Annotated in this window: 18 protein-coding genes; 10 read left to right on the forward strand and 8 right to left on the reverse strand. The window is 66.5% G+C overall.

Annotated features, from left to right (window positions below; genetic code table 11):
* From AC066S_RS10485 to AC066S_RS10495, 3 genes are all read left to right on the forward strand, one after another.
* Positions 1–413, forward strand: a 413-nt coding sequence (locus tag AC066S_RS10485; protein ID WP_478269603.1) for an NUDIX hydrolase, incomplete at its 5' end; no start/stop codon positions are given.
* Between the two features lie 210 nt (positions 414–623).
* Positions 624–1,001, forward strand: coding sequence for a TIGR02301 family protein (locus AC066S_RS10490; RefSeq protein WP_135167049.1), 378 nt, complete (start codon positions 624–626; stop codon positions 999–1,001).
* A 276-nt stretch (positions 1,002–1,277) separates the two neighbouring features.
* The gene (locus AC066S_RS10495; protein WP_028134933.1) at positions 1,278–1,544 is read left to right on the forward strand and encodes a hypothetical protein; all 267 of its coding nucleotides are present in this window, start codon (positions 1,278–1,280) and stop codon (positions 1,542–1,544) included.
* Positions 1,545–1,760: 216 nt separating this feature from the next.
* On the opposite strand, the gene AC066S_RS10500 is transcribed toward AC066S_RS10495, so the two are convergent.
* The gene (locus AC066S_RS10500) at positions 1,761–2,630 is read right to left on the reverse strand and encodes a sulfurtransferase (RefSeq protein WP_478269604.1); all 870 of its coding nucleotides are present in this window, start codon (positions 2,628–2,630) and stop codon (positions 1,761–1,763) included.
* A gap of 156 nt (positions 2,631–2,786) precedes the next feature.
* Positions 2,787–4,121 (reverse strand): dihydroorotase, encoded by a 1,335-nt coding sequence (locus tag AC066S_RS10505; protein WP_478269605.1) that lies wholly within the window; start codon positions 4,119–4,121, stop codon positions 2,787–2,789.
* Positions 4,122–4,222: 101 nt separating this feature from the next.
* On the opposite strand from AC066S_RS10505, the gene ygfZ reads away from it, so the two are divergent.
* The 6 genes from ygfZ to AC066S_RS10535 all read left to right on the forward strand — a co-directional run bounded on the left by ygfZ (position 4,223) and on the right by AC066S_RS10535 (position 10,890).
* Positions 4,223–5,098, forward strand: a complete 876-nt coding sequence (gene ygfZ / locus AC066S_RS10510; protein ID WP_478269606.1) for a CAF17-like 4Fe-4S cluster assembly/insertion protein YgfZ — start codon at positions 4,223–4,225, stop codon at positions 5,096–5,098.
* The gene (locus tag AC066S_RS10515; protein WP_126260404.1) at positions 5,095–5,721 is read left to right on the forward strand and encodes a DNA-3-methyladenine glycosylase I; all 627 of its coding nucleotides are present in this window, start codon (positions 5,095–5,097) and stop codon (positions 5,719–5,721) included. Before ygfZ ends, AC066S_RS10515 begins: the two co-directional genes overlap by 4 nt.
* Positions 5,718–6,332, forward strand: a complete 615-nt coding sequence (locus AC066S_RS10520; protein WP_126260405.1) for a YfbR-like 5'-deoxynucleotidase — start codon at positions 5,718–5,720, stop codon at positions 6,330–6,332. The genes AC066S_RS10515 and AC066S_RS10520 overlap by 4 nt, the downstream gene beginning before the upstream one ends.
* Positions 6,333–6,476: 144 nt before the next feature.
* Positions 6,477–6,983: a tyrosine phosphatase family protein gene (locus AC066S_RS10525; protein ID WP_478269607.1), complete on the forward strand. Its 507-nt coding sequence runs from the start codon at positions 6,477–6,479 to the stop codon at positions 6,981–6,983.
* A 166-nt stretch (positions 6,984–7,149) separates the two neighbouring features.
* Complete coding sequence (locus AC066S_RS10530; protein ID WP_478269608.1) at positions 7,150–8,118, forward strand: NUDIX hydrolase; 969 nt, start codon at positions 7,150–7,152, stop codon at positions 8,116–8,118.
* Between the two features lie 51 nt (positions 8,119–8,169).
* Positions 8,170–10,890 carry a DUF2339 domain-containing protein gene (locus tag AC066S_RS10535; RefSeq protein ID WP_478269609.1) on the forward strand — a complete coding sequence of 907 codons (2,721 nt, stop codon included), beginning with the start codon at positions 8,170–8,172 and terminating at the stop codon, positions 10,888–10,890.
* Between the two features lie 3 nt (positions 10,891–10,893).
* On the opposite strand, the gene AC066S_RS10540 is transcribed toward AC066S_RS10535, so the two are convergent.
* Positions 10,894–12,582, reverse strand: coding sequence for a methyl-accepting chemotaxis protein (locus AC066S_RS10540; protein WP_164718930.1), 1,689 nt, complete (start codon positions 12,580–12,582; stop codon positions 10,894–10,896).
* Positions 12,583–12,737: 155 nt separating this feature from the next.
* On the opposite strand from AC066S_RS10540, the gene AC066S_RS10545 reads away from it, so the two are divergent.
* Entirely contained in the window at positions 12,738–12,887 is a 150-nt protein-coding gene (locus AC066S_RS10545) for a hypothetical protein (protein ID WP_478269610.1), read from the forward strand.
* 34 nt (positions 12,888–12,921) lie between these two features.
* Here the strand turns inward: AC066S_RS10545 and AC066S_RS10550 are convergent, their stop codons facing one another.
* The 5 genes from AC066S_RS10550 to AC066S_RS10570 form a co-directional block, all read right to left on the reverse strand.
* Positions 12,922–14,658 carry a methyl-accepting chemotaxis protein gene (locus AC066S_RS10550; protein ID WP_478269611.1) on the reverse strand — a complete coding sequence of 579 codons (1,737 nt, stop codon included), beginning with the start codon at positions 14,656–14,658 and terminating at the stop codon, positions 12,922–12,924.
* Positions 14,659–14,865: 207 nt separating this feature from the next.
* Entirely contained in the window at positions 14,866–15,111 is a 246-nt protein-coding gene (locus tag AC066S_RS10555; protein WP_126260411.1) for a DUF6894 family protein, read from the reverse strand.
* A 165-nt stretch (positions 15,112–15,276) separates the two neighbouring features.
* Positions 15,277–15,876, reverse strand: a complete 600-nt coding sequence (locus AC066S_RS10560) for a hypothetical protein (RefSeq protein WP_126260412.1) — start codon at positions 15,874–15,876, stop codon at positions 15,277–15,279.
* A 113-nt stretch (positions 15,877–15,989) separates the two neighbouring features.
* Positions 15,990–16,976, reverse strand: a complete 987-nt coding sequence (gene acuI, locus AC066S_RS10565; protein ID WP_126260413.1) for an acrylyl-CoA reductase (NADPH) — start codon at positions 16,974–16,976, stop codon at positions 15,990–15,992.
* Positions 16,977–17,017: 41 nt separating this feature from the next.
* Complete coding sequence (locus AC066S_RS10570) at positions 17,018–18,271, reverse strand: MFS transporter (protein ID WP_126260414.1); 1,254 nt, start codon at positions 18,269–18,271, stop codon at positions 17,018–17,020.
* Positions 18,272–18,327: the final 56 nt, after the last annotated feature.

Raw genomic sequence — 18,327 nt, forward strand, 5'->3', positions numbered from 1 at the left:
CCCACCCCCAGCTCGCCGTCAGTGCCGCGATTTTCCGCGACGGCAAGGTGCTGCTGACCCGCCGCGCCCGCTCGCCGGCGAAAGGGTTCTATTCGCTGCCAGGAGGCCGGGTCGAGTTCGGCGAATCGCTGCACCAGGCCCTGAGCCGCGAGGTCGACGAGGAAACTGGGCTCCGAATCGAGATCGTCGGCCTTGCCGGCTGGCGCGAGGTGCTGCCCGCCGCGCCCGGCGCCGGCCATTACCTCATCATGTCCTTTGCGGCCCGCTGGGTGGCCAGGGAGCCTGTCCTGAACGACGAGCTCGACGATCACCGCTGGATCGCCCCGGACGCCCTGGCGAGCCTGGGCGGCCTCAAGCTGACCGGGGGGCTGGACGAGGTGATCCAGTCCGCCGCGCGGCTGATCGGGGCCTGACCTAGCGGCGAGCTCGCTGCAACCTCTCCCGCTTGCGGGAGAGGTCGCGCCGGAGGCGCGGGTGAGGGCTTCCTCGTCTAGGGGAATTGTCCCGTTGTGGAGACAACCCTCTCCCCAACCCTCCCCCGCAGGCGGGGGAGGGAGCGCACTGCCGATGCAGCAGCTACCGTACCTTGCTTCTCCAGATGGGAGGGGGCATACACCCCGCCGATGTCCACGCGATTTCTGGCCATTTTTGTCCTGATTCTCGCCTGCGCCTGCGGCCCCACGCGGGCTCAGGACGTGGCGGCGCCGTTCGACGCCGATTTGCAGCGGCTCGCCGAGATCCTCGGCGGCCTGCACTATCTGCGCGGCATCTGCGGGTCCAACGAGGGCAACAAATGGCGCAACGAGATGCAGGCGCTGATCGATGCCGAAACCCCCTCCGGGGAGCGCCGCACCCGCATGATCGCCGGCTTCAACCGCGGCTATAACGGCTTTCAGCAGACCTATCGTAGCTGCACGCCGGCCGCGACGGTGGCGATCCGCCGCTATATCGAGGAAGGCTCGAAGATCTCGCGGGATCTGACGGCGCGCTACGCGAACTGATTCTCTCTCTCCGTCATTCCGGGGCGCGACGAAGTCGCGAGCCCGGAATCCATTCATCCATCATCTCTGTGGCGCGATGGATTCCGGGCTCGCGCTGCGCGCGCCCCGGAATGACGAGACAGGATCGGCGCGGCGGCGCGGCGGGAACGCTGTCATCGACTTTGTTCACAGCCGTTAACCGTTCTTAAAGATGTGGCCTAGCGGTCGTTAACGACCGTGCTAAACCTCTCGCACAGCGCATCGCCGTGGATCGCGCCCCAGCCCTGATCGAGTTTCATGAGCCAGCCGATTTCCTACGCCCCCGCCCGCGCACCGCTGCCCGATCACGAGCAGAAGCAGGCCGCACTGAGCTATCTCAACGAGGCCTGGGCCGAGGCGCGCCATGACGGCGTCGACGGCGACTGCCTGGCACAGGCGAGCTTGTTTGCAGCCTTTGCCGAGCTGGTCGGCACCTATGGCGAGGACGCGGTCGCCAAGTTCGTCGAGGGCTTTCCGGGCCGCATCCGCAACGGCGAGTTCTCGGTCGACATCTGCAGGCAGTAGGTCCTGCCGAAAATGACCCCGCCACGCGGGCGGGGCCAGTCAACGGATGAATGACTTGGCGAACAGCTTCGCGAAGTCTGCAGGCATTGTCGCACGGAAGCCGTTTCCCCCCGACAAGCATTAGTCTCGCAAGGGCCGGGAGATGTTCCTGCCGGAGTCGGGAAGGCGCTCCCTCCTTCGAAATCGCCGCTCCCGAGTTTTCTCGTCTCGGGAGAGTTAATCCGTCTCGATCGGCAGCGCCGGGTCCCGCGCCCATTCGCCCATCGAGGCGTCGTAGAGCGTCAGTCTGTCGTAGCCGAGCTGCGTCAGCAGAAACAGATCGATCGTCGCCGAGATGCCGCCGCCGCAATAGACAATCACGTTCTTGTCGGGCGTGACGCCCGCAGCAGTGAATTTGGCTTCGGCATCGGCAGGCGTCGTCAAGGTCTTGTCGGCATTGACGAGCGTCGCAGCGGATACGTTGACGCTGCCGGGAACACGGCCCGGCCGGCCGTAGCGGCTCGGCTCGAGGCCGCGATGAAACTGCGGCCCGAGCGCGTTGACGATCACCGTCGCGGGATCGCCGATCCGCGCCTTCACCACTTCCTTGTCGACGAAGAAGCCGGCACGCGGCGCGGCCTTGAAGGTCGTCGCGGGATAGCCTTTCGGTGCGCCCGTCTCGATCGGCCGTCCCTCTTCCTTCCATTTGTCGAAGCCGCCGTCGAGCACCAGCGCATCGACGCCGAGCGAGCGCAGCATCCACCAGAACCGCGTCGCCCACATCATGGTGCCGATGCTGTAGAGCACGACGGTCTTGTCCGCATCGAGGCCGTGGCGGCCGAAGGCGGCCTCCAGCTGGGCCACACCAGGCATCATGAAGAAGTGTTGCGACGAGGTGTCGGAGAACTCGCCCTGCAGGTCGAGGAAATCGGCACCCGGAATGTGCCCGGCCGCGAAGGTCTCGTCGCCGGGCACCGCGCGGTAAGGCACGTCGCTGCCGGCGGGCACAGGTTCGTTGTAGGTCGTGCAGTCGTAGAGGCGGAGATTGGGATCGCCGAGGATGGCGGCGAGCTGCTCGGTGGTGATGAGGGGTGATGGTTGGGACATCGGACTGCACTTCCGTTCGAGAGGAAATCTAGACCCATCCCCTTGTCATTGCGAGCGCAGCGAAGCAATCCAGGCTGCCGCCGCGGATGGATTCTGGATTGCTTCGCTGCGCTCGCAATGACGGGTGGGGAAGCAGTCTGCATCCCCCACATCAACCTACGGCTTCAGCGTCTCCAGAAACCGCACCGCTTCGCCCTGCGCGGGCGTCACCAGCTCGCCCTGCCACATCACGCGGCGGCCGCGGATGAAGGTGCCGACGGGCCAGCCGGTGACGCGCAGTCCGTCATAAGGCGTCCAGCCGGCCTTGGACGCGACCCATTGATTGGTGATGGTCTCGCTGCGCTTGAGGTCGACGATGGTGAAGTCGGCGTCGTAGCCGGCGGCGATGCGGCCCTTGCAGGCCATGTTGTAGAGGCGCGCGGGACCGGCGCTGGTGAGGTCGACGAAGCGCGCCAGCGAGAGCCGGCCCGCGTTGACGTGGTCGAGCATCAGCGGCACCAGCGTCTGCACGCCGGTCATGCCGGAGGGCGAGGCCGGATAGGTCTTCTGCTTCTCCTCCAGCGTATGCGGGGCATGGTCGGAGCCGAGCACGTCGATGATGCCCTGCTCGATGCCGCGCCAGATGCCGGCGCGGTGATCGGCGCCGCGCACCGGCGGGTTCATCTGCGCCAGCGTGCCGAGGCGCTCGTAGCATTCGGGAGCGGCCAGCGTCAGATGGTGCGGCGTCGCCTCGCAGGACGCGACGTCCTTGTGGTCGCGCAGGAACTCGATCTCTTCCTTGGTGGAGATGTGCAGCACATGAATGCGCCTGCCGGTCTCGTGCGCGAGCTTGACCAGGCGCTGCGTCGCCATCAGCGCCGCGGTTTCGTCACGCCACACCGGATGCGAGCGGGCATCGCCCTCGATGCGCAGCGATTTGCGGTCGTTGAGGCGGTACTCGTCCTCGGCATGGAAGGCGGCGCGGCGGCGGATCACCTGGAAGATGCGGCGCAGGCTTTCGTCGTCCTCCACCAGCAGCGCGCCGGTCGAGGAGCCGATGAACACCTTGACGCCGGCGCAGCCGGGCGCGCGCTCCAGCACCGGCAGGTCCTGCACGTTCTCGCGGGTGCCGCCGATGAAGAAGGCGAAATCGCAATGCATGCGGTGATAAGCGCGCTTCACCTTGTCGGTGAATTCGGTCTCTGTCACCGTCAGCGGCGCGGTGTTCGGCATCTCGAACACGGCGGTAACGCCGCCCATCACGGCGCTGCGCGAACCGGTCTCGAGGTCTTCCTTGTGCGTCAGGCCGGGCTCGCGGAAATGCACCTGCGTGTCCATCACGCCGGGCAGGATGTGCAGGCCCTTGCAGTCGATCACCTCGGCGGCACTGCCTTGCGACAAAGGACCCAGCTCGGCAATACGGCCACCGGTGATGCCGATGTCGCGAACACCCTCGCCGTCCTGGTTGACGACGGTGCCATTCTTGAGGATCACATCGAAGCGCTGGGTCATGGCTGAAGGCCTCTCTCGTCCCCAAGCGCAGGGCTCGAGGTCTTGTCGTTTATGCCTCGCGGGCTTACGTTCCGGAGCAACATGTCGCAAGAGATTTTCGCATGAAATCAGCGTTTCTTCCCGACCGGGGCGTGGTCAAGGTCGCGGGCGAGGATGCGCGCAACTTCCTCAACGGCCTGGTCACGACCGACGTCGACAGGCTGAAGCCGGGCCTGGGGCGATTCGGCGCGTTGCTGACGCCGCAGGGCAAGATCATCGTCGATTTCCTGATCACCGAGGTGCCCGCGGGCCATGGCGGCGGGTTCCTGATCGACTGCCCGAAAGCGCTGGCAGATAACCTCGCCACCAAGCTGAAATTCTACAAGCTGCGCGCCAAGGTCACGGTGGAAACTCTCGATCTCGGCGTGCTCGCGGCCTGGGACGGCCAGCCCGCGGCGCAGCCGGATCTTGCCTTCACTGATCCGCGCAACGATGCGCTCGGCTATCGCATCCTGGTCCCCGAGGATCTCAAGCAGAAGCTGTCCGACCTGATCGGGGCCGAACTGGTCGATGCCGCCGAATACGAGGCGCACCGCATCGCGCTCGGCGTGCCGCGCGGCGGGCTCGATTTCATGTACGGCGACGCCTTCCCGCACGAGACCAACATGGATCGTCTCGCCGGCGTCGATTTCGACAAGGGCTGCTATGTCGGCCAGGAGGTCGTCTCGCGCATGCAGCACCGCGGCACCGCGCGCACCCGCAGCGTGAAGGTGCTGCTCGACGGCGCCTCGCCCGAAGCCGGCGCGACCATCCTCGCCGGCGACAAGCCGGTCGGCACCATCGGCTCGACGTCCGGCGGCAAGGGCATTGCCCTGGTGCGCATCGACCGTGTCGCAGACGCGCTCGATGCCGGCCAGCCCCTCACCGCGGGCGGGCTCGCCTTGAAACTTGCCGACCCCGACGTCGTGCGCATTCCAACCAAGCCCTCCATCGCATGAGCCGCGCTCCCCGCCTGCATCCCGACGGCCTGACACGTTGCCCCTGGCCGGGCGATGATCCGCTCTATGTCGCCTATCACGACACCGAATGGGGCGTGCCGGAATATGACGACCGCGCGCTGTACGAGAAGCTGATGCTCGACGGTTTTCAGGCCGGCCTGTCCTGGATCACGATCCTGCGCAAGCGCGACAATTTCCGCAAAGCCTTCGACGATTTCCAGCCGGAGAAGATCGCGCGCTACACGCCCAAGAAGGTGCATGCGCTGATGAACGATGCCGGTATCGTTCGCAACAAGGCCAAGATCGACGGCGCGATCCTCAGCGCCAAGTCGTATCTCGACATCATGGAGAAGGGTCCGGGCTTCTCGAAGCTGCTGTGGGACTTCATGGACGGCAAACCCAAGGTCAACCATTTCAAGACCACGGGAAGCGTGCCCGCCTCGACGCCGCTGTCGGTGCAAATCTCGAAGGAGCTGTCCTCGCGCGGCTTCAAGTTCGTCGGCCCGACCATCGTCTATGCCTTCATGCAGGCGACAGGCATGGTCAACGACCATCTCGTCGACTGCCATTGCCACGCGACCTGCGGCAAGACGCAGCGCAAGCCGCGCCTCAGGGCCAAATGACCGCGAAGAAGACCGCGAGCGAAGCGCCGTCCCGCGCCTGGCAGCGCATGCTGTCGGGCCGGCGGCTCGATCTGCTCGATCCCTCCCCGCTCGACATCGAGATCGCCGACATCGCGCACGGGCTGGCGCGCGTCGCGCGCTGGAACGGGCAGACCACCGGCGCGCATATCTTCTCGGTCGCGCAGCATACGCTGCTGGTGGAGGCCGTGCTGCGGCACGAGATGCCGCGCGTCGATCAGCGCATGCGGCTCGCAGCCCTGCTGCACGATGCGCCGGAATATGTGATCGGCGACATGATCTCGCCGTTCAAGGCGGTGCTCGACGGCCACTATAAGGCCGTGGAAAAACGCCTGCTCGGCGCCATCCATATCCGCTTCGGGCTGCCACCGGTACTGCCGGAAGAGACCACGCAGGCCATCAAGGCCGCCGATCGCGGCGCGGCCTATCTGGAAGCGACCGAGCTTGCCGGCTTCAGCGAAAGCGAGGCAAGGCGGCTGTTCGGCAAGGATCCCGGCCTCACCGACAGCGTCCGGCGCGACTACCTGACGCCCTGGACCGCGGCGCGGGCCGAGAAGCAGTTTCTGGAGCGGTTCGGCGCGGTGTTTGCGTAGCTTCATCCCTTGGTAGGGTGGGCAAAGCGAAGCGTGCCCACGAGACCAGGCGGGATGCGCGCAATTGCGAGACGGTGGGCACGGCGCTTTGCGCCTTTGCCCACCCTACGAGCGCTTGTTATAGTCGCGGCAAAAAGGTCCGCCATGATCCACGTCTGCTCCCTCGCCGCGCTTCCCGAAACCGTCCGTCTCACCGGGGCCAGCCATGTGCTGACCGTGATGGCCAATGTCGAGCAGGTGGCGCGGCCGGTCTCCGTGCTGCCGGCCAATCATCTCAAGGTGTCGATGGACGACATCACCGAGGAGCTGGACGGATTCGTCGCACCGTCCGAGGCGCATATCGATCAGGTGCTGAGTTTCGTGCGCGGCTGGGACCGCAGCGCACCGCTGGTGGTGCATTGCTATGCCGGCATCAGCCGCTCCACCGCGAGCGCGTTTGCGGCGGTCTGTGCGCTCAATCCAAACCGCGACGAACTCGAGATCGCCAGGAAGATCCGCGCGGCCTCGCCGATCGCCTCGCCGAACCGGCGCATCGTCGGCCTTGCCGACCGAGCCCTCGGCCGCAACGGCCGCATGCTGCGCGCGCTCGACGAGATCGGCCCGGGCGCGATGATGGTCGAGGGCCGCCCCTTCGTGATCGAGCTCGAATGACAGCTGGGCGCTACATCGCAGGTGCGCTCGTGCCCGGATGTCTCCGCATCGTCATAGCCGGGCTCGTCCCGGCCATCCACGACCTTTGTCGCTGCACCAAGAACGTGGATGCCCGGGACGAGCCCGGGCATGACGGGTTTGTGGCAACATCTGCGATCATCGTCGCATGAGCGAGGCGCTCCTGACGCCGATCGAGATCGGCCTGACCGCGGCGATCGTCGCGATCGAGGGCCATGAGCCGCTGATCCTCACCGCGCTCGGCAGTGACGGGCTGGCCGGCCTGCCGTTCGGCCCGTTCGACGCACTCGCGCACCGCACCTTCGAGATCGGCCTGCGCGCCTGGGTCGAGGAACAGGCGGGCTTGCGGCTCGGCTATGTCGAGCAGCTCTACACCTTCGGCGATCGCGGCCGTCATGCCGAGGCCGGCGACACCGGGGCGCATATGGTGTCGATCGGCTATCTCGCGCTGACGCGTGCGGTGGATGGCGAGCTCGCAGCCAACGCGGCGAGCTTCGCGCCATGGTATCGCTTCTTCCCCTGGGAAGACTGGCGCGAGGAGCCGCCGGCGATCATCGCCCGCGACATCATCCCCGCGCTGACCGAGTGGGCCGCGGAGGAGACGCCGGAGACGATTCGCGCGCTGCCGCGCAAGGATCGCGTGCGGTTCTGCTTCGGCCTCGACGGGGCGGCCTGGGACGAAGAGCGCGTGCTCGACCGCTACGAGCTGATGTACGAGGCCGGGCTGGTCGAGGAGGCGCGGCGCGACGGCCGCCCTGCGGCATTAGCGCGCAAGACGCTGCCTCCGCTCGGGACCTCGATGCGGTTCGACCACCGCCGGATTCTCGCCACGGCGATCGCGCGGCTGCGTGCAAAACTGAAGTATCGTCCTGTCGTGTTTGAACTTTTGCCGCCCGAATTCACACTTACCGAACTGCAGCATACGGTGGAGGCGATCTCCGGCCGGCATCTGCACAAGCAGAATTTCCGCCGCCTGGTCGAAATGGAAGCCCTGGTCGAACCGACCGGGGTGATGTCGACACAGACGGGCGGACGGCCGGCGGCGCTCTACCGCTTCCGCCGCGACGTGCTCCAGGAGCGGCCCGCACCGGGCTTGCGCGTACGCTCCCGGCGCTAGATCCTGGGATTTGCGCGATCGGCCCCTGCCCGCCGGTCGCCTGGAGGCTTCATGTTCGACGGCCCGTTTGACGTCTTTGCGCTGATCATCGCGATCGTCGCCTTCCTGATCGCAATCAAGGCCTCCAGCCAGGCGGCCGAGCTGCGCCGGCGACTGAACGGGCTCGAAGAGAGATTCTACGCGCAACGGCCGGTCCAGCCGCCGCCGCTCATGCCGGTGCAGGAGCAGGCGCCCGCCTCCGCGACGATGGCCGCCGAGCCGCCGCCGCTTGCGCCTGAGTCCGAGCCGGCGCCGCCTCCGCCCGTCACCGAACAGGCGTCCCCTCCGCCGCTCGCAGCGAGCGTCTCCGCCGATGCACCGCCTCCCCTGCCTGCGGCCGCGCCTGATATTCGAGAACCCGGCTTCGAGGAGCAGCTCGGCACGCGCTGGGTGGTGTGGATCGGCGGCCTTGCGCTCGCGCTCGGCGGCTTCTTCATGGTGCGCTATTCGATCGAGGCCGGCCTGCTCGGCCCCGGCGTGCGCGTGTTCCTGGGCGGCCTGTTCGCAGCCGCGCTGCTGGGCGCCGGCGAATGGACCCGGCGCAAGGAGAGCATCTCCAACATCGCGGCGCTGCCGATCGCCAACATCCCCGCGATCCTCACCGCGGCCGGTACGGCGGTGGCGTTCGCCACCATCTATGCCGCCTACGCGCTCTACGGCTTCCTCGTGCCCGCCACCGCCTTCGTGCTGCTCGGCATCGTGGCGATGTGCACGCTCGCTGCCGCGCTGCTGCACGGCCCGGCGCTCGCCGGCCTCGGCTTGGTCGGCGCCTTCGTGACGCCGGTGCTCGTCTCCAGCGGCAAGCCGGACTATTGGGCGCTCTACGTCTATCTCGCCGTCGTCACCGCCGCGAGCTTCGGCCTCGCCCGCATCCGGCTGTGGCGCTGGCTTGCGGTCACCACGATCGCCTTCGCCGTGCTCTGGCTCTTCCCCGGCCTCGACGCCGAGCAGGTCCAGGTCGCGCCGCACGCCTTCCATGTCATCGCGGGCTTCGTGCTGGCCGCGCTGCTCGTCGTCTGCGGCTTCATGTTCGGACCTGCCATCGAGGACGGCGAGATCGAGCCGATCTCGTCGGGCTCGCTCGGTGCCTATCTGTTCGGCGCGATGCTGATCGTGCTGTCGAGCGCGCATGCCGACCTGGCGCTGATCGCCTTTGCGCTGCTGGTCGGCGGCACGCTGCTCGTCGCCTGGCGCGCGCCGGCGGCGACCGGCGCGCTCGGCGCGGCCGCAGCGGCGGTCTTCATCGTGTTCGCCGAATGGGCGGTGCGCGCCAATCCTGACATGCTGGTGCTGCCGGGCGGTGCGATGTCCGGCGTCGGGCCCAGCGCAACCGACAGCTCGGTGACGCTGCATCTGGTGACGGCCGCGATTTTCGCCGCCGGCTTCGGCATTGCCGGCTTCCTCGCGCAGGGCCGCTCGAATTCGGCGATCATCCCAGTGGTGTGGTCGGCTGCTGCGGTCGCAACACCGATCGCGATCCTCGTTGCGCTCTACGCGCGTATCGCCCATCTCGACCGCTCGATCCCGTTTGCGATCCTCGCGGTGCTGCTCGCCGCGGCCTTCGGCGCGGCGACCGAGGCGCTCACGCGCCGCGAGACCCGGCCGGGCAGCATGATCGCCACCGCCTTGTTCGCAACCGGCACGCTCGGCGCGCTGGCGCTGGCGCTGACCTTCGCGCTGGAGAAGGGCTGGCTGACGATCGCGCTGGCGCTGATGTCGCTCGGCACCGCCTGGATCTCGCTGCAGCGGCCGATCCCGTTCCTGCGCTGGCTCGCCGCCATTTTCGCCGGGCTCGTCACCGCGCGCATCGCCTACGACCCACGCATCGTCGGCGACGCCGTCGGCACCACGCCGATCTTCAATTGGCTGCTCTGGGGCTACGGCCTGCCGGCGGCCTCGTTCTGGGGCGCGAGCGTCTTCCTGCGCCGCCGCGCCGACGATCCGCCGCTGCGCATGGTCGAGGCGGCCGCGATCCTGTTCACCGCGCTGCTTGCCTTCATGGAGATCCGGCACTTTGCGACCAATGGCCGGATGACCTCGCCGCCGTCACTGCTCGAATTCGCGCTGCAGGTCTGCGTCACGCTCGCAATGGCGATCGGGCTGGAGCGTTTGCGACTGAGGAGCCACAGCATCGTGCACAATGTCGGGGCGGTCGTGCTCACGGCGATTGCCGGGTTCATCAGCGTGTTCGGTCTCTTGATCCTGGAGAACCCGATGCTGCTCTCCAGCGTCAATGTCGGCGGCCTCGTCTTCAACCTACTGCTGCTCGGCTACGCGCTGCCGGCGGTGCTGATGCTGCTGCTGTCCTATGCGGTGGCGGGCCATCGCTCCGTCGCCTACGCCAACACGATCGCTGGCGGCGCGCTGGTGTTCGCGCTGAGCTATGTGACGCTGGAGATCCGCCGCTTCTATCACGGCCCGGTGCTGCTCTACGGCGGCACCACGAGCGCCGAGCAATACACCTATTCGATCGGCTGGCTGGCGTTCGGCGTGGTCCTGCTCGGCGTGGGAGTCCTGGTCAATTCGGAGCGTGCGCGGCTGGCCTCTGCCGCCGTCATCGCGCTGACCATCCTCAAGGCCTTCGCCGTCGACGTATGGACGCTGACAGGCGTCTACCGCGCGCTGTCCTTCATGTGCCTCGGCGTCGTGCTGGTGGCGATCGGCTGGCTGTACCAGCGCATCCTGTTCCGGCGGCAGGTCGTTCCGCCGCCGGCTCCGCAGCCGAACGTGTAAAAATCAGGCCGCGCGGACCGATTGCAGGAACTGCGCGACCTCGACCTTCAGGCGGGTGCTGTCGGTCGCCAGCGACTTCGCTGCCGAAAGCACTTCACCCGAGGCCGAGCCGGTGTCGATCGCACCGCGCTGGACGTCGGTGATGTTGGACGAGACCTCCTGGGTGCCGAGGGCGGCCTGCTGGACGTTGCGCGAAATCTCCTGCGTCGCGGCGCCCTGCTCCTCGACAGCGGCGGCGATGGCCGAGGCCACCTCGGACAACCGCTCGATGGTACCGCCGATCTCCTGGATGGCGCCGACGGATTCCTGCGTCGCGGCCTGAATCCCCGCGACCTGCGCCCCGATCTCGCCGGTCGCCTTCGCGGTCTGCTCGGCCAGCGCCTTGACCTCGGATGCGACGACGGCAAATCCGCGGCCGGCTTCGCCGGCGCGCGCCGCCTCGATGGTCGCATTCAGCGCCAGGAGGTTGGTCTGGCCCGCGATGGTGTTGATCAGCTCGACGACGTCGCCGATGCGGGAGGCCGCCTGCGACAGCGCGTTGACGCGGTCGTTGGTCCGCGCCGCCTGCTCGACGGCTTCCGCGGCCATCCGCGCCGAATCCTGCACGCGGCGGCTGATCTCGGTGATGGACGACGACAGCTCCTCCGAGGCGGACGCCACGGCCTGGACGTTGGTGGAGGCTTCCTCGGACGCAGCCGCAACGACGGTTGCGAGCTGCTGGCCGCGCTGCGCCGTACCGCTCAGCGTAGCCGCGGAGGCCTCGAGCTCGGTCGAGGCCGACGACACCGTCTCGACGACCTCGCCGATCATGGCCTCGAAATTGCGCGTGATGGCATCGACGCGGCGGCCGCGTTCGATCTTGGCCTCGGCGTCGCGCGCGGCCGCCTCGTCGGCGGCCTTCTTGGCGATCAGCGCCTCCTTGAATATCTGCAGCGCATCCGCCATCGAGCCGATCTCGGTCTTCTCGCCGCGATGCGGCACCTCGGCGGAGAGGTCTCCCTCGCCGAGCGACTGCATCGGCTTGATGATCGAGGCAATGCCGCGAGAGACGTCACGCACGAGATAATAGGCGGCGCCGATCGCGATCACGACGGAGAGGACGATGATGCCGACCAGCACGCGGAAGATCAACGCGTAGCTGTCGGCCGCCTGCTTCGTCTCCAGCTCGGCGCCCCGATTATTGAGCTCGATGCCCTTCTGCAGCAGCGGATCGGCGGCCTGGGCCATCTTCGCGACCTTGGTCTGCAACATCTCGTTGGCATCGGTCGGGAAACGGCCGACGCTCTTGCGCGACAGTGCCATCGTCTCCTGTACGCCGTTCAGATACTCGGCCCACGCCTTGCTCCATTGCTCGTAGAGTGCGCGCTCTTCCGCGACCGTGATCAGCGGCTCGTAGACCTTGCGCGTCTTCTCGATGCGCTCGCGCAGCGGCGCCATGCGTTTCTCGGCGGCGTCCTTGCCTTCGATGCTCTCCTGCATCAGGTGAAGCCGCAGGACGACGCGCAGCTCGTTGATGTCGGCGCGCATGGAGCCGAGCGCACGCACGCTCGGCAGCCAGCTCTGCGCGATCTCGACCGTGTGGGCGTTGATGTTCTGCATGGTGCCGATCGCCATCACGCCGACACCGGCGAGCGAAAGAACGAGGACCGACAACACGGTCAAGAGCTTGAAGACGATCGACAGTTTCGACATCACACGAATCCTAACGATGCTGGCAACGCGCACGTCACCCTCGCCACAAGCGTCCCGATGGACGACCGAGCGGAGGTCAGTTCAACAATGCTGGCTGGTTCTCATCCCGTAAGATTGGACCCATAATTGCAAACAGGCGTTAACAGGAAGCTACGTTGAATTACGGAATTCGGCAGCGCCGCCATCATATGTTCGGCAACCATCTGTTGCAGGACGGCAGCGATCGCGCGGCGCCATTACCGCGGCACCGCCTTGGGTATCTCGAACAAGGATGGCTGGCGACTCAGGCCGCCCGCACCGCCTGAAGGACGCGCGCGACCTGCCGAGGGAATATCGCCGTCAGGCGGCACGCACGGTGTCGAGAAACTTGCCGACCTCGAGCTTGAGGCGGTTGCTGTCGCCGGACAGCATCTGGGCGGCGGACAGCACCTGCGAGGAGGCCGAACCGGTCTCGCTCGCGCCGCGCTGCACGTCCATGATGTTGGACGACACCTGGTGCGTGCCTGCCGCCGCCTGCTGCACGTTGCGGGAAATCTCCTGCGTCGCCGCGCCCTGCTCCTCGACGGCAGCCGCGATCGTCGAGGAGATCTCCGACAGCTTCTCGATGGTGTGACTGATGTCCTTGATCGCACCGACGGAATGCTCGGTGGCAGTCTGGATGCTCGCGATCTGCTGGCCGATCTCGCCGGTCGCCTTCGCGGTCTGTTCAGCCAGCGCCTTGACCTCGGAGGCGACGACGGCAAAGCCGCGGCCCGCCTCGCCGGCGCGCGCGGCCTCGATGGTTGCGTTGAGCGCCAGGAGATTGGTCTGACCGGCGATGGTGTTGATCAGCTCGACCACGTCGCCGATCCGCGCCGCAGCGGCGGAGAGCTCCCCGACGCGGTCGGTCGTGGTGCGGGCCTGGCTCACCGCCTCGCCCGCGACGCGGGCGGATTCCTGCACCTGGCGGCTGATCTCGGTGATCGACGACGACAGCTCTTCGGTCGCCGAGGCCACCGACTGCACATTGGTGGACGCTTCCTCGGAGGCGGAAGCAACCATGGTGGTGAGCTCCTGTCCGCGCGACGCGGTTGATGTGAGCGTCGACGCCGAGGCTTCCAGTTCGGTCGAGGCCGAGGACACGGTATCGACGATCTCACCGATCGCGGCCTCGAAGCTGTCCGCGAGCTTGTGCATCTCGGCCTTGCGCTGCGCAGCCGCGATCTGGTCCTGCCTGATCTTGGCCTCGGCCTCTTCGCGCGCCTTCTGTTCTGACACGATCTTGAATTTCTCGACGGCCGCAGCGACGCCGCCGACCTCGTCCTTGCGGCCGAGCCCGGGCAGCACCACGGAGAAATCGCCGCCGGCGAGCTTGTCCATGGCCACGGTGAGCGACCGGATGGGCCGGGCGATGGTCAGGAACGACATCAGCCAGGAGCCGACGAGGACGAGCATGGCGAATGCGCCGACCAGCATCGCAAGCTGCTCGCTCGATCTCATTTGGTCAGCGGCCGCGGCATTCTTCTCTTCGGACCTAAGGTTCGCGTAATCGGCGATCTGGCTGATCAGCCCGTCCAGTTGGGCTGCGATCGGCAGCGTGAGCTCGCGCGCCATGCGAATGGCATCTTCATTGAGCTTCGCGGCGCGCGGCGCGGCGTCTGCACCGCTCGCGTCCAAGGCTTCGCCACGGACAGCGGCGATCTGCTGCGCAGCCTTTCCGTAGTCCGCGGCCAATGATCTCAGTTTCTCCATCCGGGCGCGGTTCTCGGCCTCGTGAGAAAGTCTCAGCATGGCATCGACCAGCAAGCCCATCGAGGTCTGCTGATTGCCCAGAGCCTGGATGGCCTTCTGAAGATCTGCCGCGTTGTTGGCGAGACGAAGGTCCCGCACGGCGAGTTGCATGCCGCGAACCGCAACTTCGGCCCTGATTGCGTCGCGGGCGATTTCCCGCTGCGCAAGTGCGCTCTGGCTGGTCTCGCGGACGCTGGCATTGCCGAGCATCTGGCTTGCGATCATGGCTGCAACCAGGAACACCCCGAGCGCTGAAGCAATCGCCAGCTTGGTCCCGATCCTCAAATTCTGAGCAAGGCTCAACATGGGTCTCTTCCCCCGAAGGAAATGCGCGCAGCCGAGTCGTTGTCGGCTTCCCTTGGCGTTGATCGCGCCCTTGCCCAAAAATTGAGCGCCTCACATTCCGATTTGGTTAACGAGGTCCCTCGCAGAAATACTGATTTTTACCACAAACGATTGAACTCGAAGAGAATTTCTCTCGCCTTGGTTGTAAATTGCAGCTGGAGGTCGGGTTCAGGAAGCCTTGCATCCGGCGCTCTCGCCGACGAGGCTGATGCGAAAGACCGGCTTCTTGTTCTCGTCGAGCAGCTCCATGCACCACTCGGCGTTCGGCTTCAGGCTGCGCGCGATGCCGCCGAGCAAGTTGGCGCAGACCTCCGTCATCTCGTTCCAGGCGGCCGCGCGATCCTCGAACTCGTACGGCTGGTCGGCGGCGCCGGAATAGCGACCGGTACTGATGCGGAAGAAGTACAGCGACATCGTTGAACCCTTTTATCGGGCCGCGCCCCCCGGCCGTACGCAAACTGAAGCGCGAACAACTACCAACGCATGAAAGCCGCCGTCCGTATGACTACGGCGCGGCGGCTTCGTGTTCGATGGAGGTCTCTATCGACAAAGTGTTGCGGGCCGCCCCGCAGGGCCGTCTCACTGGGTCGAGCGGCGCAGCTCCAGCGGAGCCTCGTTCTTGGCGGGCTCGGACCTGACTTCGGCCTTCACCGGCTCGAGCCGGCTGCTCTCGACGCGCGGCGTCTCCACGCGCGCGGCGACCTCGGTGTTGGCCGGGCTGACCGACCCGGTGTGCTCCGGCCTGCGCAGCGAGCGCGGCCGCGCCGCAGCGCGCGCCATCAGCATCTGGTTGCCACCCTGATGATGGAAGTCGCAATAGGCGAAGCCCATGCCCGACACGGAGCCGCGGAAGCTGCGATCGTCGGTCTTTTCCAGGTTGAAACAGGGCTCGAACGGAATCCCCTTGATCGAGGCGCAGACGTTCTGGCCGCGGATCTGGAGCGTATTGCCGGGCAGGCGGAGATGCTTGACCGGGCCTGCGCCCGAGAACTGCACCGCACCGGCTGCGCCGAGATCGTCGAGGATGCGGCCTGCACCGCGGGTGCCGTCGAAACAGGTGAAGGCAAACACTTTGCCGGCGACGAAGCGACGGGCCTCGTCGGCGTTCATGCTTCCGGCAATGGCCGGCGCAAACGTTGCTGCCGCCGTGACAGCCCCCAACACAATACGCGCAAGCATGCTCAACTCCGAACCGACCCCCGCAGCGGGCGATGCCTTATCTCTTTACCCGCTGCTTACCATACCAACCATGGCGACATTGAAGCAGCTTGGTTGGTAAAGTCTGAACGCCGTTAGACAATTTTTACCACGATGCGGCCGCGCACCTCACCGGCCAGGATCTTCGCGCCCCAATCCGAAACCTCGGCCAGCGAAATTTCCTTAGTAATTTCAGCAAGTTTTGCCCGATCCAGATCGGATGCGAGGCGCTGCCAGGCGGCCCTTCTGGGCTCGATCGGACACATCACGGAATCGATGCCGAGAAGGCACACTCCGCGCAAAATAAACGGGGCCACGGAGGACGGCAGGTCCATGCCCGCCGCCAGGCCGCAAGCCGCGATCGCTCCGCCATATCGCGTCATCGAGAGCAGATTGGCGAGGGTGGTCGAGCCGACGCTGTCGACGCCACCGGCCCAGCGCTCCTTGGCGAGAGGTTTGGCCGGCGCCGACAGGTCGTTGCGGTCGATGATTTCGGCAGCTCCCAGGTGCTTCAGATAGTCGGCCTCCGAGGCCCGGCCGGTCGAGGCGATGACGTGATAGCCGAGCTTCGAGAGCACGGCGATCGCGACCGAGCCGACGCCGCCGGCGGCACCGGTCACCACCACCGGGCCGCTCTTCGGCGACAGGCCGTGCTTCTCCAGCGCCAGCACCGAGAGCATCGCCGTGAAGCCGGCGGTGCCGATCGCCATGGCATCGCGCGCCGAGAGCCCTTGCGGCAACGCGACCAGCCAGTCGCCCTTCACCCGCGCCTTCTCGGCATAGGCGCCGAGATGGGTCTCGCCCATGCCCCATCCGGTGCAGACCACCTTGTCGCCCGTCTTCCACTGCGGATGCGAGGAGGCTTCGACCGTGCCGGCGAAGTCGATGCCGGCGATCATCGGGAAGCGGCGCACCACCGGCGCCTTGCCGGTGAGCGCAAGGCCGTCCTTGTAGTTCAGCGTCGACCATTCCACGCGGACGGTGACGTCGCCGTCCATCAGCTCGGCTTCGTCGAACTGCGTGAGCGCGGCGGTGGTGCCCTTGTCCGCCTTGTCGATCCGGATCGCCTTGAATGTGGCCACGACTGAACTCCCTGACTTGTTTGTCGTGGATGTTTAGCCGATCAGGCCGGCTGCGCAACCGCCCGAGCCACCGGTTTCTCCACGATCGGAAGATTGATCAGCGCGGAGAGCACACCGAACAGGATCGAGAGCCACCAGATCGGCGTATAGGAACCGAATTTCTCGAACACGATGCCCCCTAGCCAGACACCGAGGAAACCGCCGACCTGATGGCTGACGAAGGCGAAGCCATAGAGCGTGGCAAGCCAGCGCGTGCCGAACATCAGCGCCACCAGCGCCGAGGTCGGCGGCACCGTCGAGAGCCAGGTCAGGCCGGAGATCGCACCGAACGCGATCGCCGAGAACGGCGTGATCGGGAACGAGATGAAGGCGAGCGTCGCCAGCGCGCGCGTGAAGTAGATGGTCGAGAGGATGTAGCGCTTGGGCACCGAGTTCTGGAGATAGCCGACGCTCAAGGAGCCAATGATGTTGAACAAGCCGATTGCCGCGATCACCCAGCCGCCGGTTTGCGCGGAGATGCCGCGATCGACCAGGAAGGCCGGCAGATGCACGGTGATGAAGGCAAGCTGAAATCCGCAGGTGAAGAAGCCGAGCACCAGCAGCACATAGGAGCGGTGGCCGAACGCTTCCGCAAGCGCCCTGGTGAAGCTCTGCTCATCCGCGGGCGCGGCGTTCGCCGAATGTGCCACCGGCGGCGTCGAGAGTGCCAGCGACAGCGGGATGATCAGCAGCATCAGGAAGCCGAACACGGAGAGCGCCTGCTGCCAGCCGAAATTGTCGATCAGCGCGACGCCGATCGGGGCGAACAGGAATTGGCCAAACGAGCCCGCGGCGGTGCCGGCACCGAGCGCAAGACCGCGCTTCTCGGCCGGCAGGAGCTTGCTGAATGCCGACAGCACCAGGTTGAAGGAGCAGCCGGCAAGACCGAAGCCCACCATGACGCCGGCACCAATGTTGAGCGAGAGCGGCGTCGACGAGTAACGCATCAGGATCAGGCCGCCGGCATAGAGCAGCGCGCCAACGCACATCACTCGGAACAGGCCGAAGCGATCGGCCACGGCTCCAGCGAAAGGCTGGCCCAAACCCCACAGCAGGTTCTGCACCGCGATCGCGAGCCCGAACACGTCGCGGCCCCAGGAGAATTCGTGGCTCATCGGCTGCACGAAGAAGCCGAGCGCCGAGCGCGGACCGAAGCCGAGCATGCCGATCGCACAACCGCACAGAATGATGACGGCCGGGGTGCGCCAGTTGGAGGAACGCTGGGCCGGAGCAAGTTCGCTCGCTGATGTCGACATGGTGCTCCTCGTCTGTCATTGGCGGAGTCGCAAAGCCGCCGCCGCGAGCGTGCCAT

Source organism: Bradyrhizobium sp. CFUWI (genome assembly GCF_056429085.1).